Here is a 20,721-nt window from a genome sequence, read left to right as displayed (position 1 = left end):
TCAATGCGGCTCAGTCGTCATACTCGGCGAGTCGCAATCCTTTCTTCACGTAATTTTCCAGCCGCACGCCAAAGGTTCCGTTAGGATGAATTTCCTTGATGCGCAGCGGCTTGCCTGCATCGGTCAGGCAGTTAATGGAAAGGTCGAGGATGGTTTCTTTACGCAGTTGCTTTTTCTCATCCAGCACCAGCAATATCTTCGGCTTAAGACGATATTCATTGTTAGAACGCACGATGATTCCCACTTCGCCGCTGTTGAGCTCCGCAATATGTCCCGCCGGATACACTCCCATGGTCTTGATGAAGAACTCCGCCACTTCCAGGTCGAAGTGCCTACCTCTGACGTCATAAATAATGCGTAAAGACTCCAGCGCCGACATGGGATCTTTATAGACCCTGGCGGAAGTCATCGCGTCATAGGCGTCCACCACGCCGACGATTTTCGCCTTAAGTGGGATCTGATGCGCCGACAGACCTCGCGGGTAGCCGGTTCCATCCACTTTTTCATGGTGGCTGTAAGCGACATCCACGGCGCTCTTGGGCGCTGAAGACAGCGAAATAAGAATATCCCGGCCGTACTGGGAGTGCTGCTTCATGATCTCAAACTCATCCTTGTCCAGACTGCCCGGCTTATTGAGGATTTCATCCGGCACCTTGACCTTGCCCACGTCGTGCAACATACCGCAAACGCCAATGTCCACCATTTCGGGCTCGTTGAACCCCATCTCCCGTCCGATGATGATGGATAACACGCAGACCCGCAGGCAATGCTCAGCGGTGTAATCATCCTTATCCTTGATCAGGGACAGCCATTGCAGCGCGTTAGGATTACGCATGATGCTGTCGACGATATCCGTCACGGCGACGGTCACCGCCTCCATATCGATATCCCGCCCCAGCTTCACGGCGCGGAACACATCATGGATCGTCTGCCTGGCCTGCCCCATGGAATTGGCCGCTTTGGTCAGCTCACGGTAGGCGGGCACTTTGTGCACCAAACGGGTCCTTTCTTTCTTCACCCGGGTGCGGATTTTCTTGCCGCTGGGCGCGGTGACGGTTTTCTCTTCCTCCACCACTTCCGTCTCCGACTGCACGTAGACGAATTCACACTGCGTTTGCAGCTCCTGAATATCACGCCAGTCGTAAATGAAGAATCCCTGGTAAACGAACCGGGTTTCCTCCCAGGGACGGTCCAGTTGAGCCACATACATGCCCACCTGAAGTTCGGACACAGGAATTTTGACGAGGGATCGGCTACTCTGCGGCATCAATGACACGGGATTCTCATAGGCTTCATTAAGGTTTTTCGCGGCGCTGCCCTTTATTTCAGTCTAGCAAAAGATACTCCCAGACTCGCTAAACGCCAACAAGCGAAAAACCGGCCATTCTAGTGAACCGAAGACCTATGAGAATAAGAAAAAGCCGTCTGTCGGGCTGTCCTGCGAATGCTCGCAATAGCCGACCAGATTATTCACATAACAATGATCCTGGCATGCTAATAATCAGGCGCAAGGCTGCGCCAGCGCGGCTACGAGCCTTGGAAGACAGGGCCTGACATGTGCAGGCCCTGTCGTTGCAGACAAATAGAAGGAGGCTATTTGTCTGCCGGATTAATAGTTGTATTTAGTCCACTAGCGGCTAGGCTATAAACAACACCGCTTACCTAATGAGCGCTGGTCGCCGGCGTTATATGAGCATTTTTTAACGCTCTTCCATGAGGTGAAAAGCAAAGACATATGAGAAAGTTTGCTTAAACAAAGTACTGCTGACACCATCACATGCTTGGCAATGGCCGCACCAAAATCAAGGCGCTGCCGCTAAAAGCAAGCTTAACGCTGGTTTTTGGCTGTTTGATGCTCGCGCTCACCGCTCTGCTTACCGGGGTCATAGGTAGCCTGGCGCGGGAAACACAAGTGCGGGAGCAGTCCGCAGCAATCGAAGCTCTCGCCCAGCAAGTGGCGGATAAGCTGGATCGCAGTCTCTACGAGCGCTACCGTGATCTTTCCACCGCCGCCTCCATCACCACACCTGACGGTCCACTACTGCAAAACAAAAAACTGGCGCGGGTCTGGCTCAGCGAGTTAAAGCAAAGATTTCCCCTTTACGCATGGATTGGTTACGCCAATATGGAAGGCAAGGTTCAGGTAAGCGCAGGCGGAATGCTGGAGGGAGCGGATGTATCCGCGCGTCCCTGGTTTCAGCATGGGCTAATCGCGCCTTACTTCGGCGATGTGCACAAAGCATTGCTGCTCGCCAATCTGATGCCCACCCGGGAAGAACCCTGGCGGTTTGTGGATGTTTCTATTCCTATCAAATCCGCTGACGGACAGGTCCAGGGCGTTCTGGGGGCTCATTTGAGTTGGGACTGGGCCGAGCAGCTCAGTCTGCAGGCGTTACAGCCGCATTTAAAACAGCGTCCCGCAGAGGCGTTGATTATTGACGACGAAGGAACCGTTCTTATGGGACCGCCATCCCTGGCGCAAGCCTCGCTCCCCATCAAACTGCCGTCAACTCATAGCACAGAGCCAACGTCATTTGTAAGCGCATGGCCCGGGGAAGGCGAATTTCTCAATGCCCTGATAGTCAGCGGCGGCTTTGAACATTTGAAAAACTTTCAGTGGCGTATTCTGATCCGGCAGAGTGTAGACGAAGCGTTTGGGGAAATTCAGCGTCTGCAGGGCGAGATACTACTTTGGGGGCTGCTGTTCGGCGTCGTATTTATCGCCTTGGTGTGGCGCGCTTCGATATGGATCACCAGGCCACTGTCCCTGTTGTCTCAATCCGCCGCGCGTTTCGCCAAGGAACGCGCGTTGACGCCGCCGCCACAGGCATTTTATCGAGAAGGCGTCAACCTCGCCGCGTCCTTGGGCGCCATGATGAACGACATCGCGTCCCATGAGCAGGAGCTGACGCGCTTGAACCAATCGCTGGAGCAGCGGGTTCATCAACGCACCCAGGAGCTCAGCGACTCCCTGAAGGTGTTGGAGGCCAGTGAGCGCAAGCTGAAAACCATCACTGACAACCTTCCCGTGCTGGTGGCCTATGCGGACAGACAGGAACGCTATCAGTTTAATAACGCCGTTTATAAAAAGTGGCTTAGCCTGGAGCCCCAGGATTTGCATGGTCGAACAATCGCAGAGATTCTGGGAGCAGCCAGATACTCAGAGGCCTATCCGCATATCCAGAAAGCGCTGGCGGGACAATATGTCAGTTTCGAGATCCACCAGGTAGTGGACGACCGTCAGCGCCACTACGAAGTCAACTATATCCCGGACAGCAACACCCATGGCGACATCTGCGGCTTTTTCATCATGATTGCTGACATCACCGAGCATAAGGAGCATGAGAAAGGACTACGCTGGCAACTGCAGCATGACCATCTGACGGGAGCCCTCAACCGACAAGGTCTCAAAACGTTGCTGGAGCTGGCGGTGGATCGAGCCGGACGCAGCCGCACCGGCATTGCGGTCATGTTTCTGGACCTGGACCACTTCAAGTCGATCAACGACACCTATGGCCACGACGCGGGGGACGTCCTGCTCCGCGCCACGGCGGACCGACTCATGATGACTGTGCGTAAAACCGATAGTATCGCGCGCATCGCCGGCGACGAATTCGTGGCGGTGCTGGAGACCATCACTCACCCAAAGCAGGATGCGGCTTATATCGCTAACAAAATTCACACGGCCCTGCAGGAACCGGTTTTACTGAGTGACGGCCGACACATCCATGTAACCGCCAGTATTGGCGTCGCCGTGGCGATGGGCAACCGCAGTTTAACGCCGGAGAAGCTGGTCGCACGCGCGGATGAAGCGATGTATCAGGCCAAACGCCAGGGCCGCAATGCTTTTGTGATATTGGCGATGAACTCCCTCAAGGCAACTTGAAGACCTGAATCTTACTCTGCAGTCCACGGGTCAGCTGGCTTAATGATTTCGCCTTTTCCTCCAAGGCGCGCAGATCCTGAGTGGTTTCTTCCGCCAAGTCTCTGACCGCCCCAACGCTTTGATCAATGGAGCCAATGGTCGCCGACTGTTGTTCCGTCGCGGAAGCGATTTGCAGGCTCAGATTGTTGATGGCGTCTATGCTGGAGGCGATCTGCTCCAACGACGTCATGGTTTGCGCCACTGATTCACTGCTGCGGGTCACCTCTCCGATGCCGTTACTCATAGAGGTCACCGTGTTGTCCATGCCTTCTCTCAGTTTGGCGATGTTGGATTCGATTTCTCCCGTCGATTCCTGTGTACGTTTGGCCAGCGTTCTCACTTCGTCCGCCACCACGGCGAAGCCGCGCCCCTGCTCACCGGCGCGGGCCGCCTCAATCGCCGCATTAAGCGCCAGGAGATTAGTCTGCTCGGCGATGCTTTTGATAACCTGAAGGACATTTTCAATCTGGGAAAACTCTTGCGACAGCGCATTGACCTGCCCGGAAGCATCGTCAAAGCAGGTTTTCAAACGTTTCATATTGTTGATGGACTGCCGCCCCACTCCGTTGGCGGTGGATGCATATTCCGTCGCTTCCGCAACGGACGTCTTGGCTTCATTGGTGGACGCGGCGACCTCCTCCATGGCGGCGGTCATTTCGGTAATCGCCGTGGCCACCATATCCGTTTCGTTCGCCTGCCTCTCTATTCTGGCGTTGGAATCGGCGGTCAGGCGTGCGACGATGGAGGAATCGTCCGCCACGTGGCTGATCAACGAACGCGCGTCGCCGAGAATATCTCTAAAGCGCCCGACGAGACTGTTAAAACCCTTCGCCATCATGCCAATCTCATCCTGACTGCCATAATCGGAGCGCAGGGTTAAGTCCGCGTTTTTCTCTACATCGCCAATTAACCGGTACAGATTCAACACAGGCCTTTCGATCTTCTTGAGCACAACCAGATAACCGATTATGGCGGCGACGGTCAGCAATATCAGAAAACAGATCAGCGCCAGGATGATATCCGATACCGTATTCTGGATGCCGGAAAGCTGCTGACTGGTTCGCGCCTCCAGCGCTTTAAAAAACTCATCGATAGGACGCATGATTTTGGCTTTTTCACTGTGGTAGTCCTGACCATGCATCAGCTCTATGGCCCGCTTCGGATTCCCGCTTTCCACCGCCTTCATCGCCTCGACTTCCAGATTCACCAGTCCGTCTGAGTTTTTCTGCGCCTGTTTGAGCAGATCAAATTCTTTTTTCGAGAAGCCGAGATTCTCCATCATCTTTTGCAGAGAAATCACATCGCCATCCGGCTTGGGTTTATCCCCCGCATTCAACACCAGATCCCAGTAAATACGATGATATTCCTCTGGACGGGGTTTGACGCCATTGCGAATATCGAGAACCGTTTGATACATCTCCTTATATTTAGAATCACCAGTCACTACATAGGTGCGCGCCAGTCGGGTCAGGTCGTCCGAACTCTGCCGTAATTCATCCGCCCGCTGGTAGGACGCGTACCGGGTTTCCGTCGTCTGCTTCAACGAGGTCACTTCCGAACGCAAATAGAACGCCAGTAGAAAGTTGGCCAAGGTGCTGGCGATGATCACGCCGAAAATGGTCAGAAATAGCGGACGAATCTTCACGATGTGTTCTCCCTCTCTTTTTAAAGGTCTCGCCCCGGGGAACACATACAGTTCGTATGATCAACGCACTGCGATACCGCGCATACCGCAGGAGAGAGTGATTGCCCCTTTGGGGTCGCTTCATGTTGAAGAAGTATAGAACAGTTAAGAGAGAGACGAAGGCGGGAGTGCGTCCGACCACCCTGTCGGAACGGCGGCGCCCCAACTGCGAGCGCCTTGAGATAAATAGAGGAATGACGCCTTACAGGTCGTCATCGTCCGCTTTGTTGTTTTTGCGCTGGGCCTTGAGTTGGTTGAAATAGAACTCGTAGCTGTTGGCGAAGTCTTCCGAGAACTTACCTTGAAACGCCTGCTCTTCGTCTTTGCGCAGCTTGTTATAGGCTTTCAGGTATTCATCCCAGTATTTGCGATGATTGCCGCCAATCCAGGGCTGCCCATGCTTGTTGTCGATATGCTTGACGATCTGCTCCGGATCGAGAGATTTGATGATCCGGGTATACAGTCCGCGCACGGATTTGTACAGCGCGCGCTGGTGATCGCGAATATCGGCGAACGCTTCTTTCATCGCTTCATCGGCGGACAGATAAGTAGTCCCCTGCTTCAGCAACAGATTTTCCAACGCCACCTCAGGAGTCGGTGAAAACTTCAGAGGATTGTTTTCCGCCACGCGAATCTGGGTCTGGTTGATGCGCAATTCATTCTTCAACGACTGCTTTTCACGCAAGGTGGAGAGCACGCCTTCCACCGCCTCTCTCAGCAGGTCCATGGATTTATCCACCACCTGCTTATGGGCTTCCTCCGTCAGGGTCATCATCCCGAGGGCCTGGGTCAGCCAATCCGGAGTCATGTCCTTTTTGCTGAATTGCGTGGTCTGCTCATCCTGTTCGTGGGCCGTGGCCGCTTCTTCTGCGGCTGGCTCCGCTGCGGGTTCAAATTCGTCTTCAGGCGCCGCCTCCGCATCTCGCGACGCAGCGTTATTCACCAGCGTCGGCGCTTCCACGTCTTCAATGATTTCCGCGTCCAGGATGCCGTCATCCATGCCCGCTTCGCTCTGCGGCTCCAGGTCATCCTGCATCTCCGCCTCCACCTGTTCTACAGGCACGGCGGTGGTATTCGCCGCATGCTGGTAGACCGGCCAGGGCTCCTCGCCGGAACCGATCCAGTCATCCAAATCCGACATGGCGGTTTGAGAGGCAATATCCGACGAAATCCGGGTCGCCTCGATATCCGAGTCAGGCGCAAACATTTGCGTACGATCGTCACTGGGTTCAGCCAGTTCCACCTTCAGCTCATACTGCCCCAGCATCAGGCGGTCGCCGTTCTTAAGCGGCTCCGGGTGGCCTTTGATAAGCGGATGCCCCAGATGATTCAGATAACTGCCGTTAGTGCTGATATCGATAAAGCTGTATCGACTTCCGTCGAACTCGATCCGTCCGTGGTCCGAGGATACATACCGGTTGGCGTCCGGCAGCACCAGGGAGTTCGTGGTCGCTCTCCCGATGGTTGCGCCGTCTTTGCCGACGGTAACAGTCACCCCAGACATGTCGCTTCCGGGGGGACATTTAGTCACTTTGAGGATGAGTTCCATTTACTTTTTCACTGTTCTTAAATTTTAGACAAAACATCAGGCGTATAAGCGCCAAACGATGGTGAAATCAGTCATTCTTTTTTCACAAAGTTTACGGCGTCGTCAGAGGGTCATGCAATGTTTATCCTCCCCGCTATGCCGCGCCGCCGCTTACAAGACAGTTGATCGCATCGACGCTATATAGAATACTATATAACGCTTTTTTGAGATCAGGATCGCCTGCTTTCCACCAACGCCAGCAGTTATAACCAAACGCCAGGATGCATCCGCCAAGTGGCGAGCAGCGAGAGGCAGGTTCTAAGCCTGTCGCGATAGATAACAGGACAAAGTTTGTCCGATGGATGAAAAGCCATGAGCGAAAGATGAAAAATCATGAATGAAAATAGCGACAGCGCCAAAGTTTTGGAGTTGGCCGGTGAGTTCTGGCTAAACCAGAATGTGCGGGGCGTGCAAGGGGGCTCCCGCATCGCCTTGCTGGAGCATATCGGCAGCGCCGGCTCCATCACCAAAGCGGCCAAGTTGACCGGAATCAGCTACAAAACCGCCTGGGACGCGGTGGACGCCATGAATAATCTGTCACCGCGTCCAGTGGTGGAACGCGCCACGGGCGGCAAGCATGGCGGCGGAGCGCGCCTGACGCCCCAGGGCCGCAAACTGGTCTCCGCCTATCGGGCGATGGAGGCGCACTACTCCGCTTTATTAAGCCGATTACAGCGGGACATTGACGATTTTGACGATATTCACGGAGTGCTTCAGGCCATGGCGATGAAAACCAGCGCACGCAATCAGTTTCGCGGAGTAATCAGTCGCGTGCAGTCCGGCGCGGTGAATGCAGAAGTCGCTCTGGACCTGGGAGACGGGCTGGAACTGGTGGCGGTGGTGACCCAGGATTCGGTTCAGGATCTGGGGCTGGCGCCAGGACGCACAGCAACCGCGATCATCAAATCCAGCTTTGTCATTCTGGCGACGGACGACACTCTCAGGCTCAGCGCACGCAATCGGCTATGCGGCGTCGTCAGCGATATTCGACACGGTCAGGTGAACGCGGAGGTGCGCGTGCGTTTGAGCGGTGACCGGACGCTGACCGCCGTCATTACGGAACAAAGTCTGGAGGAGCTCGGTCTCACAGAAGGCGCGCCCTGTCAGGCTTACGTTAAAGCGTCCCATATCATTCTGGCGGTCAATCAATGAGGCGCGCCGCCAAAAACGCCGCCCTGTAAAGCAGGGCTTATCAACAGGAAAAGGATCTGTACATGTTGACACGCTTTACTATCGCTCGCGCAATCGCGACGACGTTCATCGCCTTGTTTCTGGCGCCGTTGGCCAATGCCGGTGAAGTATTGGCCGCGGTATCCGCCAATTTCACGTCCACCATTCAAGCGCTGGCCCCGGACTTCGAGGCGCAGACCGGACACCGCCTCAAACCCAGTTTCGGCTCCACCGGCAAGCTTTACGCGCAAATTACTAATGGCGCGCCTTTTGAGGTATTTCTAGCGGCGGACGACGTACGTAGCAAAAAAGCCATAGACGCCGGAGTGGCGGTTGAGGGAAGCGACTTCGTTTACGCCAGCGGACGTCTGGCGTTATGGAGCAAAGACCCCGTTCCGAGCGAAGACGGCCGTCAGTGGCTGGAAATCAACAAAGGCAAACTGGCTGTCGCCAACCCCAAGACCGCTCCTTACGGGGCCGCCGCGATCAAAACCATGCAATCGCTCAAGTTACACGAACAGCTGCGCCCCCAGTTGGTTTTTGGAGAAAACATTTCGCAGACCTATCAGTTCGTCTATAGCGGCGCCGCGACGCTGGGATTCGTCGCGCTGTCGCAGGTGATCGCCATGGATGAATCCGAACGCGGCGCTTACTGGCTGGTTCCTCAATCATTGTATGCGCCGATCCGGCAGGAAGGCGTCCTGTTGACCAAAGGTCAGGATAATCCAGCTGCGGTGGCGTTTATCGACTATCTGAAATCCCCCCGCGCCCGCTCAATCATCGAATCCTTTGGTTACGATGTTGAAGAATAAGGAGAAATGCCGATAATGACGCCCTATTTCATCCCGATATCCGGCATAAGGAACTTGATTAGATGAATGCAGTGGGCGTCCAGGGGCTGGTCGACTGGCAGGCGGTGTGGATCACGCTGAAACTGGCGGGGCTGACCACCCTGATTCTGATGGCGCTGGGCACGGCTATCGCCTGGGGACTGGCGCAGAGCCGACACTGGAGCAAACGTCCGCTGGAGGCGATCATCTCCCTGCCTTTGGTGCTGCCGCCCACAGTGCTGGGCTTCTATCTGTTACTGCTGTTAGGCCCTAAAGGACCGATTGGCGAGATCACCCAGGCTCTGGGGTTGGGCGTGCTGCCCTTCACTTTTCCTGGTCTGGTGGTCGCTTCCGTCATTTACTCCCTGCCCTTCGCCGTACAGCCCATTCAGAACGCCTTTGAGACCCTCGGCGCCCGCCCGCTGGAGGTAGCCGCCACCTTGCGCGCGTCACCCTGGGATCGCTTCATGACCGTCGCGCTGCCGCTTTCCCGCTCCGGCCTGATCACCGCCGCCGTGCTGGTGTTCGCCCACACGATTGGCGAATTTGGCATCGTGCTCATGATCGGCGGAGCCATCGCTGGTGAGACCAAAGTACTGTCCGTGGCCATTTACGATCACGTGGAGGCCATCGAATACACCCAGGCCAACATCCTCTCCGCCGGCATGCTGATTTTTTCCTTTACGGTGCTGCTGGCGTTGCAGATTATCCGCAAGCCGGCGAAGGTGATCGCATGAACGACGATATTTCCGCCTCTTTTTTCTCTCACAAAGGCGACTTCACTCTGGACGTATCGTTCACCACGCCGGGTCAGGGAGTCACCGCCCTGTTTGGCCGTTCCGGCTCAGGCAAAACCACGCTGCTACGCTTTATCGCCGGCCTCGAACGAGCGGAAAAGGGCGCTTTGCAAATTAAAGACGAAGTCTGGCAGAGTGCGACCCTGTTCGTACCGCCGCATCGCCGCGCCCTGGGTTATGTGTTTCAGGAACCCAGCCTGTTCGCGCATCTCTCGGTCATGGACAATCTGCTTTACGGTTATCATCGCATTCCACAGTGGGAGCGAAGGGTGGCGCCGGAAGAGGTCATTCGCTGGCTTGAACTGGAGCCCCTGATCGGACGCAATACCCAGTCATTGTCTGGAGGGCAGCGACAACGAGTGGCCATAGGCCGGGCCTTGCTCACCAGCCCCAAACTGCTGTTGATGGACGAGCCTCTGGCCAGCCTGGATTTGCAGAGCAAAGAAGAAATCCTGCCCTATCTGGATGAGCTGTTTCAGCAGTTGGACATTCCCGTTTTCTATGTGAGCCACTCGCCCGATGAAGTCATGCGCCTGGCTTCGCATCTGGTGCTGCTGGACCATGGCGGCGTCCGCGCCGGCGGCCCCATTAACGAGCTGCTCACCCGCCCCGACCTGCCTCTGGCGCATCTGGAGGAGGCCAGCGCCGTCGTGCACGCCAATATTCAGGCTCATGACCTGGAGTACCACCAAACCCTGCTGGGCGTTCCTGGAGGGGTTTTGGCGGTGCATCACAAACAGGGACCGATTGGCCAGCAAGTCAGACTGCGCATCCACGCCAAGGACGTCAGCCTCGCGCTGAAACCGCCGGAGTTGAGCAGTATCTCCAACTGCATTGCGGTGAAAGTCATCGATATCAATGTGGACAGGGAGCCGTCCCAGGTAGTGGTGCGTCTGGCTCTGGGAGAAGAAACCATTCTCGCCCGCGTCACCCGCCGCTCCATCGATCAATTGCATATTGAGAGAGGCATGCAGGTCTACGCCCAGGTGAAAAGCGTAGCCTTAATCGACTGATCCCCTTGGAGAGATAAAGTTTGATGGAAAACAGTGAACTGGAGCGTTTCATGCGGCTGGCCATTATCGAAGGCCGCAAAGCCATCGCGCATTGCCGTCCCAACCCGCCTGTGGGCTGCGTACTGGCGCGCAACGGCCAGGTTGTCGCATCAGGCTATACCGGCGCGCCAGGACAACCTCACGCCGAAGCTATGGCGTTGCAAAACCTGCTTGATCCGAGCGCCGAGGTCATCGCGTTCGTCACCCTGGAGCCCTGCTCGTTCCACGGCCGCACGCCATCCTGCGCTCAGGCGCTGGTCAAGCGAGGCATACGTACTCTATACGTAGGCATGATCGACCCTCATCCGAAAAATCGCGGGGCCGGCATTGATATCCTCAAACAAGCAGGAGCTGAAGTGGTGGTGGGGTTACTGGAAAATGAGGTACGCAAGGAACTTGAGGCGTATTTGTGGCGTCCGGATAACGGGGAAAGCCTCTGAGCGCCTACATTAGAACTAGAACTGACAAGGGTTGTATTGGCCCCGCCCATAAGAGCGGAGCCTGATCGACATCTTTAATCCATCCAGCGCAAACGATCACGCAAGGTCACGACATCGCCGATAATAATGATGGTTGGACCAGGAATCTGTTGCTCCTCGACCTTCCTGGCGATACTGCCCAGCTCTCCCACCAGAACCTGCTGATCCGGTAGCGTGCCTCTGGATACCAGAGCGATTGGCGTTGAGGGTTTCATGCCATGGGCGATCAGCTCGCGACTGATAACAGGCAGTCCCACCAATCCCATATAGAACACCAGGGTCTGATTGTCCTGCACAAACTCATGCCACGGCAGGTCGCATGTGTCGGACTTCAGGTGGCCAGTCACAAAACGCACCGATTGCGAGTGATCTCGGTGGGTCAATGGAATTCCGGAATAGGCTGCGCATCCTGAAGCGGCGGTAATTCCGGGCACAACCTGGAACGGGATGCCCGCATCCGCCAGTTGATCGATCTCCTCTCCGCCGCGCCCAAAGATAAAGGGATCGCCGCCTTTAAGGCGCAACACCCGTTTTCCTTCCTTAGCCAACTCCACCAACATGGCGTTGATTTCCTGCTGCGGCAAAGTATGGTTGGAGCGGGCTTTGCCTACGTTGATGCGCTTGGCGTCGCGACGCACCAGATCCAGAATCTGCGGCGACACCAGACGGTCGTATAGCACCACGTCGGCCTGACGCATCAAGCGCAGCGCGCGAAACGTCAGCAAGTCAGGATCGCCCGGCCCGGCGCCCACCAGATACACTTCACCCGCATCAGTAATGGCATCCGCCTGCTCGCCGCTTAACATGTCATCCAGCATCGCCCTGGCTTTGTCCGTACGCCCGCAAAACACCAGATCGGAAACGACGCCTTCCAGTACAGACTCCCAAAAGCGACGCCGCTGGTTGATATGGCCAAAACGGGCCCGGACTTTATCCCGGAACTCCATCGCCAAATCCGCCAGCCTGCCGAAACCATGGGGGATCAGCGACTCCAGACGGTTACGCAGCAAGCGGGTCAATACAGGCGCGCCGCCGGAACTGGTGACGGACACCAACACCGGGTGACGATCGATAATAGAGGGAAAGATAAAACTGCTAAGTTCCGGCTGTTCTACAACATTGACCGGAATCCCGCGCGCCTGGGCGGCTTGCGCCACTTGTTGATTCAAGTCCGTGGAATCGGATGCCGCGACGACCATCGCACACGATTGCAGCAGTTCAGGATGAAAGGGTTCAGAAGTAAGGGTAATGGCCTCGAGCACGGCAGCGCTCTCAACGAGCGCCGGTGCATTCGCATCGCCCAGGAGCCGGACTTTGGCCCCTGCGCGCAACAGCAGGTCGGTTTTGCGCACCGCCTGCTCAGTGTCCCCAACTACAAGACATTCCCTGCCCTGTAGATTCATGGATATGGGCAGGAAGTCCCAGGTCTGTAGTTGTGTGGACATCAATTACCTCAGTTAGCTGGTTTGATCACCTTCACGCCGCCCATGTATGGCTCCAGCACATCCGGCACCAAAATGGAGCCGTCCGCCTGCTGGTAGTTCTCCAGCACAGCGATCAAAGTACGCCCTATCGCCAATCCAGAACCATTCAGCGTATGCACCAGCTCCGGCTTACCGGTTTCCGGGTTACGCCAGCGCGCCTGCATGCGGCGCGCCTGGAAGTCGCGACAGTTACTGCAAGAAGAAATCTCACGGTACTTCTTCTGCGCCGGCAACCAGACTTCGATGTCATAGGTTTTCGCCGCAGAAAAGCCCAGGTCGCCTCCGCACAACGCTACAACACGGTACGGCAGGTTTAGCAATTGCAGGATTCGTTCCGCATTGCCGGTCAGCTCTTCCAAAGCTTCATCAGACTGCTCCGGCGCCACCACATGAATCAGCTCCACCTTCTCAAACTGGTGCTGACGGATCATTCCGCGCACATCGCGGCCATAGCTGCCCGCTTCACTGCGGAAACAGGGGGTATGGCTGGTCATTTTCAGAGGCAGTTCTTTGGCGTCCAAAATCTCTTCACGCACCAAATTGGTGACAGGCACTTCCGCAGTAGGGATCAGATAAAAGTCATGTTCGCCCGGCACTTTAAACAGGTCCGCCTCAAATTTGGGCAGCTGTCCGGTGCCTTGCAACGCATGCGCATGCACCAAAAACGGCGTCATGGTTTCCTGATAACCGTGTTCGGTGGTGTGAATATCCAGCATGAACTGGGCCAGCGCACGATGCAGTCTCGCCAGTTCGCGGCGCATCACCACAAAACGGGAGCCAGCCAGCTTGGCGCCGCTGTTGAAGTCCAACAGGCCCAGGCTCTCGCCCAGATCAACATGGTCCTTGGGCTCAAAATCAAATTCGCGGATGCTTCCCCATTTACGCACCTCCACGTTGTCGTCTTCACTTGCCCCTTCGGGCACAGCGGCGTCAGGCAGGTTGGGAATACCTTGCAGCAGGTCGTCCAGTTTGTCCTGGATGTCCTGCAGCTCCGCTTTGGCGGACTCCAGCTCTTCGCCGATTTTAGCCACTTCGTCTTTCAACGGCTGCGGGTCCTGACCCTGCTTCATCATCATGCCGATATTCTTCGACTTACTGTTGCGCTCGCTTTGCAGTTCCTCAGTACGGACCTGAACGGACTTGCGCCGCTCTTCTAATAGACTGAACGCGTCCACGTCCAGGTCATAGCGTTTGGTCTTTAGTCTGGCAGCCACTTCATCCAGGCTGTTGCGAAGCAATTTTGGATCTAACATGAATTCGTCCAGTAATTTTTTTAAATCAAAGAATAAGCCGAGTCAGAGCGATACCTGCGCCCACGGCGAGGAGGCATAGTATAACGCTCATAAAAATATAGGCGAGGCCTTGCAACAGCTGATCGCTTTGCATCAGGCTCCAGGCTTCCAGCGAAAAGGTGGAAAACGTGGTCAACGCGCCTAAAAAGCCCACCATTATCAAAGATCGCAGCTCAGGTTGTCCATGCAGTTTCTCCACCACATACACAAAAGCCGTCCCGAGAAGAAACGAGCCAAGCAGATTCACCGCCAGCGTCCCCCAAGGAAATTTGGCCCCAGCCACGTTACTGACCCAGGCCACGATAAAATACCGGCTGACGGCGCCGAACGCGCCGCCAAGAGCAACATACACAAGATGGGGAACGCTCATAATGATCACGGACAGATTTCAGGTGATTCAGGAGCGGCTCTGATACTCTTCGTCCAGACGCCGCAGGTATTCCAGCTTTTCCTTAACTTTGCTTTCCAGACCCCGCTCCACCGGATGGTACAGACGCAGGCCGTCCAACTCTTCGGGCAAATACGTCTCGCCGGCTGCATAGGCTCCGGGTTCGTCATGAGCATAACGGTATTCTTTGCCGTAGCCCATTTCCTTCATCAACTTGGTCGGCGCATTGCGTAAATGCACGGGAACCGGATAATCCGGCGACTCCGCCGCCAGCTTCATCGCCGCGTTAAAGGCGTTATAAACCGCATTACTCTTCGGTGCGCACGCCAGATAAACAACCGCCTGAGCAATCGCCAGCTCACCTTCCGGGGAGCCCAGTCGCTCTTGTACATCCCAGGCTGAAAGCGCGAGATCCAGGCCCCGTGGGTCGGCGTTGCCAATATCCTCACTGGCCATCCGCACGACGCGGCGGGCGACGTACAATGGGTCGCAGCCCCCGTTCAACATACGGGCGAACCAATATAAAGCGCCGTCAGGATTGGAGCCGCGTACGGATTTGTGCAATGCGGAAATCTGATCGTAGAACGCATCTCCCCCTTTGTCGAAGCGTTTTAGTGAAACCTGCATCACCGACGCCAGCAGTTCACGGGAGAGAATTCCACCCTGCTCGCCTGGGTCCGCCAGATCAGACATGGTTTCAAGTATGTTCAGCGCCTGTCTCGCATCGCCGTTGGCGGCTTCAGCGATCATGCGTAGCAGATCGGCGTCATAGCTCCAGGAGGTTTGTCCCAGACCATTTTCAGCATCGGTCAGAGCCCGTTGCAATAGCGCCGTCAGGTCATCGATGGTGAGCGGTTTTAATGGATACACCCGCGCCCGTGACAACAGTGCGTTATTCAGCTCAAAAGAGGGGTTTTCCGTGGTGGCGCCGATAAAAACAAAAGCGCCCTCTTCTACGTAAGGGAGAAAGGCGTCCTGCTGGGATTTATTGAAACGATGGACTTCATCCACGAACACAATGGTCTTGCGCCCGCTTTGGGAGTTTGCGCGAGCGCGCTGGCTGACTTCGCGAATTTCCTTAACTCCGCTTTGCACAGCGGACAAGGTAATGAATTCTGCGCCCGTGTATCCCGCCACCAGCCGGGCGAGAGAGGTTTTGCCCACGCCAGGCGGCCCCCAGAATATCACTGAGTGCAGTTGATCGCGCTCCAGCGCCTTGCGTAACGGTTTATCTGCATCCAGCAGATGCGTCTGCCCAATATATTCATCAATGACGCGGGGACGCATTCGCGCCGCAAGAGGCGCATACTGCGCGCTCCGGCGACGCTCTTCCGATTCGAACAGGTTTAGCGTCAAGGCGCCTCCCGGATAACGTCTACGCCATCAGGGATCTCAAAGTGAAAGGCTTTTTCGCTAATGGTTTGATTTACCGATACGCCAGTGAAGAACAGGCTGGTTTGCTGACCAAGAGAGTCCTTCAGCTTCATACTTACCAGCTGATCATTAACAAAGCTCAGTTGCAGCGTGTCAAACAGAGAGTCAACGCCTTTCGGGCGCAACAGGAAATCCACCTGACCCGGCTGTGATTCTGGCTGCTCCTCCACCTGATACTGTTCATCAATCTTGCCAACCTCTCCACTCAGCAGCAGCGCCGGGGTGTTGGAAAGTTGCTGCGACAGATGCTGAATCGTCACCTGCTCCAGATCCGGATCGTAAATCCAGACCTGTTGGCCGTCCGTCACAATGGTCTGTTCCAAAGGCGCTTTGGTTTTCCAGTAAAACAAGCCTGGGCGCTTGGCTTTTAATGTACCAGACACTTCCTGCATCACCTGCCCGCTCTGGGAGCGCATGGTCTGCGTGAAGTTGGCGGTGAAGGTTTCTACATTTTTCAACAAGCCGGAGAGCGTATCCACGCCCGCCGCGTTCGCCATCATACTGGCGGCGCTCAACGCCGCCACGGAGAGTAGTTTCAATAATTTCATGGATATCAATCTCTAGGAGGAGGTGGAGCCAGAACTTCCCGGGAGCCGTTATGGCCTGCGGACGAGACCACGCCCGCCGCCTCCATTGCGTCAACCAGGTTGGCCGCCCTGTTGTAACCAATTTTCAGACGACGCTGCACGGCGGATATGGACGCCTTGCGACTTTCAGTCACAAAGGCCACAGCCTGATCAAACAGGTCGTCTTTCTCGGTGCCGTTGTTATTGTCGCCGCCGCCATCGAAACTAGCGACAAACTCGCTGTCGGTGGCGCCGTCGAGAATTTCGTCCAGATAATCAGGCTCGCCCCGTTGTTTCCAATCATCCACCACGCGATGCACTTCGTCATCGTCGACAAAGGCGCCATGGACTCGGATTGGCAGGCCGGTGCCAGGGGGCAAATACAGCATGTCGCCGTGTCCCAGCAACTGCTCTGCGCCGCCCTGATCCAAAATTGTGCGGGAGTCGATCTTAGAGGACACCTGAAACGCCATACGGGTCGGCACGTTGGCTTTAATCAAACCGGTAATAACGTCCACCGACGGACGCTGGGTAGCCAGGATAAGATGTATTCCCGCCGCCCGCGCCTTCTGGGCGATACGGGCGATCAATTCTTCCACTTTCTTGCCGACGATCATCATCATATCGGCGAATTCGTCCACAACCACCACGACAAACGGCAGTGGAGTCAGCATCGGCGGCTCTTCTCCAAGCGCATTATCGCCCGGCTTCCACAATGGGTCGCGAATGGGCTCATCTGCAGCGATAGCGTCTTTCACAACTTTGTTAAAGCCCGCGATATTCCTGACGCCCATGGCGGCCATCAAGCGATAACGGCGCTCCATTTCCCCTACACACCAACGCAGCGCATTGGCGGCTTCTTTCATATCCGTCACTACCGGAGTGAGCAGATGAGGAATGCCATCGTAGATGGATAACTCCAACATTTTGGGGTCGATCATGATGAGGCGCAGTTCTTCCGGGGTCGCCTTGTAAAGCATACTGATCAGCATGGCGTTTACGCCCACGGACTTACCGGAGCCCGTGGTGCCCGCCACCAGTAAGTGCGGCATTTTCGCCAGATTGGCGACGACCGGATTACCTGCGATATCGTTGCCCAGTCCCAGCGACAATGGCGAGCTGGAATCATCATAGGCTTTGGAGGACAACACCTCTCGCAAACGCACCATGTCGCGGTTTTCGTTTGGAATTTCAATACCCACCACGGACTTGCCCGGGATAACTTCCACCACACGCACGCTGATCACCGCCAACGAACGCGCGAGGTCCTTGGCCAGATTGCTGATGCGACTGACTTTGACGCCAGGCGCAGGCTGGATTTCAAAACGGGTGATCACCGGGCCGGGGTTTACCTCCACCACTTCGGCGACGACGCCAAAGTCGTTCAATTTCACCTCCAGGAGACGCGACAGGTTTTCCAGCACTTCCGGAGAATAACCGCCTTTTTTCGAGGTTTCAGGCGGGTCTAACAGATTCAGGGACGGCAACGGGCCTTCCGCAAAGTTAAACAGGGATGGTTGCGATGCGCGCTTGGCTCGCTTGCTCTCCCCTCCCGCTTCTTTCTGAAAAGGCAGGATCTTGATCTTTTTGTCCGCGGGCGTTTCACTATCTACGTCCATAGTATCGCCCAAACTGGGTTCTACTTTGGTCTCGGCTTTCTTTTTACCAAAACTAAGCAGCGAGCGCTTTTTGGTCTCTTGTTCTTCAGAGACATTGACCCGAGAGTCCAACAACGGAATACGGTCATCTTCATCATCAAAGTCCTTCACTTCCCGTTTCGCCTTTTTAGGCTTGGGAGGCGGCGCTTCAGCTTCCAATCTGGCTTTCTCTTCACGACGGGCTTCCGCGCGCTCTCCCATCTTTTCTTTCGCGGACGAAAATTCTTCGCCGATGCGACGGAACAGCGCCAGTGTCTTGGCGCCGATCCAGTCCATGATCTTCAACCAGGACAAACCGGTGGCGATGCTGAAACCGAACAAAGAAAGCGCCACCCATACCAGCGTACTGCCGATAATGTTAAAGGTGTCGACGGCCATCCCCGCGACTTCCGCGCCAACAATGCCGCCAGAGCTGGAATTCAGGCCACTGACCGAATACATGGTCAGCAACGAACAGGCAGACAACACCAGCACAATCAGGCCGACGACGCGAATAACCACCATCCACCAGTTGATGGGATGACGCATATGGCGCTGACGAAACAATTGCACTGAACGCAAGACGAACAAAAAGGGAAACAAATAGGCGACGTAACCGAAGAAGTACAGCAGTACGTCGGAAATCCAGGCGCCGACGCGCCCTGCGTAATTAACGACCTGGGAATGCTGCCCTGTGCTGGTCCAGCCAGGGTCTGAAGGATTGTACGAGACCAGGGCCAACACCAGATAAACGGCGATGGTAACACAAGCGATCAATACCCCTTCGCGGAGCCCCTGCTCCAGGTAGCGTTTCGCTCTGTTGTCTTCTATATCTGCTGGCATAAGGATTTTAGCTGGCTAAATATTCAGTAGTGTACACAAGCCGGGAGTCTAGGTGAACCCAGCTTAACCGCGCATTAATAGAATTTAACGCCAAAAATTAAAATTGCGCTCTATCTATTTGTTTATATTGATTTTATTCTAGCTCAAGTTGGCGGGAGATGCATTTTTCGACGGTTTGGCTGTCGTATCAGGCGGGGTCAGACGAAAAGCGCCGGGACTTTCAGCCGCCCCGGCGTCTAAAATCAAGCGTCCAACGCCGCTGCGCCGGCCAGCAGATCCTCACGAATATCCTCAAAATCCTCCAGTCCCACACAGAGACGAATCAGATTCTCGGAAATACCCGCCAACGCTTTGTCGTCATCGGAAAGACGACCATGAGTGGTAGTCGCCGGATGCGTCATAGTGGACTTCACATCCCCCAAATTGGCGGTGATGGAGATCCACTTGGTGTTGTCGATAAACGACCAGGCCTCTTCTCTACCGCCTTTTACCTTGAACGACAGCACTCCGCCGTAGCCTTTCTGCTGTCGCGTAGCCAGTTCATGGCCAGGATGGTCAGGCAGTCCGCAATAATGCACCTTCTCCACCCAGCTTTGCTCATTCAGCCACTGGGCGACCTTCATGCCGCTCTCACAATGCGCCTTCATGCGAATCGGCAGGGTCTCCAGGCCCTTCAGGAACACCCAGGCGTTGAAAGGGCTCATAGTGAAGCCGCCGGAGCGCAGGAATGCCAACACTTCCGACGTCAAAGCCTTATCGCCCACTACCGCGCCGCCCAAGCAACGCCCCTGGCCATCCAGATACTTAGTCGCTGAGTGGATGACCAAGTCCGCCCCCAGGCTCAGCGGCTTTTGCAGCACTGGCGTACAGAAACAATTGTCCACCGCCAGCAGCGCCCCATTGGCGTGCGCCAACTGCGCCAGAGCTGCGATGTCAGCCACTTCGTTCAAAGGATTGGAAGGCGTTTCGATAAACAATAAACGGGTATTGGATTTGATCGCCGCACGCCAGCCTTCCATATCCGTAAGTGGAACAAAGGTGGTCTCCACGCCGAATTTTTTCATGTATTTATCGAATACAGCGTGTGTGGTGCCAAATACATTACGGGAACAGATAACATGGTCGCCGCTTTTCAGCAGCGCCATGCAGGCGGACACAATCGCCGCCATGCCGGAAGCGGTCGCCACACAGTTTTCCGCCCCTTCCAACGCCGCCAGACGCTCTTCAAACATGCGCACGGTGGGGTTGGTGTAGCGCGAATAGACATTGCCGGGATTATCGCCAGCGAATGTCGCAGCAGCTTCCGCCGCCGACTTGAAAACGTAGCTGGAAGTGGGGTAAATCACCTCCGCGTGCTCTTGCTCCTGAGTGCGGATCTGGCCCGCGCGAATCGCCTGCGTAGCGTCGCGCCAGTCTACCTCCGGGGGCAGCAGAAGTTCTCGGGTTTCAGTTTTTCTGCCTGACATCGTCTGTTCCTGGATATGAAGTGAAGCCGCCTGGGGAGAGCAAGTGGGCGCCCTCCCCTATCCGGCGCTATAGCGTTGTTCCGTGC

Annotated in this window: 16 protein-coding genes; 6 read left to right on the top strand and 10 right to left on the bottom strand. The window is 55.7% G+C overall.

What is annotated here, in order from left to right:
• Positions 1-10: 10 nt before the first annotated feature.
• Positions 11-1,267 carry an HD-GYP domain-containing protein gene (locus tag EUZ85_RS13745; protein ID WP_241567088.1) on the bottom strand — a complete coding sequence of 419 codons (1,257 nt, stop codon included), beginning with the start codon at positions 1,265-1,267 and terminating at the stop codon, positions 11-13.
• A 510-nt stretch (positions 1,268-1,777) separates the two neighbouring features.
• On the opposite strand from EUZ85_RS13745, the gene EUZ85_RS13740 reads away from it, so the two are divergent.
• Positions 1,778-3,886, top strand: coding sequence for a diguanylate cyclase (locus tag EUZ85_RS13740; protein ID WP_127969829.1), 2,109 nt, complete (start codon positions 1,778-1,780; stop codon positions 3,884-3,886).
• On the opposite strand, the gene EUZ85_RS13735 is transcribed toward EUZ85_RS13740, so the two are convergent.
• Complete coding sequence (locus EUZ85_RS13735) at positions 3,873-5,570, bottom strand: methyl-accepting chemotaxis protein (protein ID WP_127969828.1); 1,698 nt, start codon at positions 5,568-5,570, stop codon at positions 3,873-3,875. The genes EUZ85_RS13740 and EUZ85_RS13735 overlap by 14 nt on opposite strands.
• A 241-nt stretch (positions 5,571-5,811) precedes the next feature.
• On the bottom strand, positions 5,812-7,158 hold the full coding sequence (gene tagH, locus EUZ85_RS13730) for a type VI secretion system-associated FHA domain protein TagH (RefSeq protein WP_127969827.1): 1,347 nt from the start codon (positions 7,156-7,158) through the stop codon (positions 5,812-5,814).
• A gap of 372 nt (positions 7,159-7,530) precedes the next feature.
• Here tagH and EUZ85_RS13725 point away from each other — a divergent pair, with 372 nt between their 5' ends.
• From EUZ85_RS13725 to EUZ85_RS13705, 5 genes are all read left to right on the top strand, one after another.
• The gene (locus EUZ85_RS13725) at positions 7,531-8,349 is read left to right on the top strand and encodes a TOBE domain-containing protein (RefSeq protein WP_127969826.1); all 819 of its coding nucleotides are present in this window, start codon (positions 7,531-7,533) and stop codon (positions 8,347-8,349) included.
• 62 nt (positions 8,350-8,411) lie between these two features.
• Positions 8,412-9,179: a molybdate ABC transporter substrate-binding protein gene (gene modA / locus EUZ85_RS13720; protein WP_127969825.1), complete on the top strand. Its 768-nt coding sequence runs from the start codon at positions 8,412-8,414 to the stop codon at positions 9,177-9,179.
• Between the two features lie 62 nt (positions 9,180-9,241).
• Entirely contained in the window at positions 9,242-9,934 is a 693-nt protein-coding gene (gene modB, locus EUZ85_RS13715) for a molybdate ABC transporter permease subunit (protein WP_127969824.1), read from the top strand.
• Positions 9,931-11,007 carry a molybdenum ABC transporter ATP-binding protein gene (modC, locus tag EUZ85_RS13710; RefSeq protein WP_127969823.1) on the top strand — a complete coding sequence of 359 codons (1,077 nt, stop codon included), beginning with the start codon at positions 9,931-9,933 and terminating at the stop codon, positions 11,005-11,007. Before modB ends, modC begins: the two co-directional genes overlap by 4 nt.
• A 23-nt stretch (positions 11,008-11,030) precedes the next feature.
• Positions 11,031-11,486: a bifunctional diaminohydroxyphosphoribosylaminopyrimidine deaminase/5-amino-6-(5-phosphoribosylamino)uracil reductase RibD gene (locus EUZ85_RS13705; RefSeq protein WP_206618052.1), complete on the top strand. Its 456-nt coding sequence runs from the start codon at positions 11,031-11,033 to the stop codon at positions 11,484-11,486.
• A 74-nt stretch (positions 11,487-11,560) separates the two neighbouring features.
• On the opposite strand, the gene cysG is transcribed toward EUZ85_RS13705, so the two are convergent.
• The 7 genes from cysG to EUZ85_RS13670 all read right to left on the bottom strand — a co-directional run bounded on the left by cysG (position 11,561) and on the right by EUZ85_RS13670 (position 20,635).
• A complete protein-coding gene (gene cysG, locus EUZ85_RS13700; RefSeq protein ID WP_127969822.1) occupies positions 11,561-12,970 on the bottom strand; it encodes a siroheme synthase CysG in 1,410 nt (469 codons plus the stop codon).
• An 8-nt stretch (positions 12,971-12,978) separates the two neighbouring features.
• Positions 12,979-14,262: a serine--tRNA ligase gene (gene serS / locus EUZ85_RS13695; protein ID WP_127969821.1), complete on the bottom strand. Its 1,284-nt coding sequence runs from the start codon at positions 14,260-14,262 to the stop codon at positions 12,979-12,981.
• Between the two features lie 25 nt (positions 14,263-14,287).
• Positions 14,288-14,671 (bottom strand): fluoride efflux transporter CrcB, encoded by a 384-nt coding sequence (gene crcB / locus EUZ85_RS13690; RefSeq protein WP_127969820.1) that lies wholly within the window; start codon positions 14,669-14,671, stop codon positions 14,288-14,290.
• Between the two features lie 27 nt (positions 14,672-14,698).
• On the bottom strand, positions 14,699-16,045 hold the full coding sequence (locus EUZ85_RS13685; protein WP_127969819.1) for a replication-associated recombination protein A: 1,347 nt from the start codon (positions 16,043-16,045) through the stop codon (positions 14,699-14,701).
• Positions 16,042-16,671: an outer membrane lipoprotein chaperone LolA gene (gene lolA / locus EUZ85_RS13680; protein ID WP_127969818.1), complete on the bottom strand. Its 630-nt coding sequence runs from the start codon at positions 16,669-16,671 to the stop codon at positions 16,042-16,044. The genes EUZ85_RS13685 and lolA overlap by 4 nt, the downstream gene beginning before the upstream one ends.
• 5 nt (positions 16,672-16,676) lie before the next feature.
• Positions 16,677-19,169, bottom strand: a complete 2,493-nt coding sequence (locus EUZ85_RS13675; protein ID WP_168199902.1) for a DNA translocase FtsK — start codon at positions 19,167-19,169, stop codon at positions 16,677-16,679.
• A 242-nt stretch (positions 19,170-19,411) separates the two neighbouring features.
• Entirely contained in the window at positions 19,412-20,635 is a 1,224-nt protein-coding gene (locus EUZ85_RS13670; protein ID WP_127969817.1) for an O-succinylhomoserine sulfhydrylase, read from the bottom strand.
• Between the last annotated feature and the right edge of the window lie 86 nt (positions 20,636-20,721).

Source organism: Hahella sp. KA22, from assembly GCF_004135205.1.
Classification (GTDB): domain Bacteria; phylum Pseudomonadota; class Gammaproteobacteria; order Pseudomonadales; family Oleiphilaceae; genus Hahella.
This window is presented reverse-complemented; position numbering and strand designations above follow the sequence as displayed.

Bases quoted from the DNA above. Each gene is read 5' to 3' on its own strand.
- EUZ85_RS13745 (WP_241567088.1), bottom strand. From the start codon at position 1,267: ATGCCGCAGAGTAGCCGATCCCTCGTCAAAATTCCTGTGTCCGAACTT.
- EUZ85_RS13740 (WP_127969829.1), top strand. From the start codon at position 1,778: ATGCTTGGCAATGGCCGCACCAAAATCAAGGCGCTGCCGCTAAAAGCA.
- tagH (WP_127969827.1), bottom strand. From the start codon at position 7,158: ATGGAACTCATCCTCAAAGTGACTAAATGTCCCCCCGGAAGCGACATG.
- EUZ85_RS13725 (WP_127969826.1), top strand. From the start codon at position 7,531: ATGAATGAAAATAGCGACAGCGCCAAAGTTTTGGAGTTGGCCGGTGAG.
- modA (WP_127969825.1), top strand. From the start codon at position 8,412: ATGTTGACACGCTTTACTATCGCTCGCGCAATCGCGACGACGTTCATC.
- modB (WP_127969824.1), top strand. From the start codon at position 9,242: ATGAATGCAGTGGGCGTCCAGGGGCTGGTCGACTGGCAGGCGGTGTGG.
- modC (WP_127969823.1), top strand. From the start codon at position 9,931: ATGAACGACGATATTTCCGCCTCTTTTTTCTCTCACAAAGGCGACTTC.
- EUZ85_RS13705 (WP_206618052.1), top strand. From the start codon at position 11,031: ATGGAAAACAGTGAACTGGAGCGTTTCATGCGGCTGGCCATTATCGAA.
- cysG (WP_127969822.1), bottom strand. From the start codon at position 12,970: ATGTCCACACAACTACAGACCTGGGACTTCCTGCCCATATCCATGAAT.
- serS (WP_127969821.1), bottom strand. From the start codon at position 14,262: ATGTTAGATCCAAAATTGCTTCGCAACAGCCTGGATGAAGTGGCTGCC.
- crcB (WP_127969820.1), bottom strand. From the start codon at position 14,671: ATGAGCGTTCCCCATCTTGTGTATGTTGCTCTTGGCGGCGCGTTCGGC.
- lolA (WP_127969818.1), bottom strand. From the start codon at position 16,671: ATGAAATTATTGAAACTACTCTCCGTGGCGGCGTTGAGCGCCGCCAGT.
- EUZ85_RS13675 (WP_168199902.1), bottom strand. From the start codon at position 19,169: ATGCCAGCAGATATAGAAGACAACAGAGCGAAACGCTACCTGGAGCAG.
- EUZ85_RS13670 (WP_127969817.1), bottom strand. From the start codon at position 20,635: ATGTCAGGCAGAAAAACTGAAACCCGAGAACTTCTGCTGCCCCCGGAG.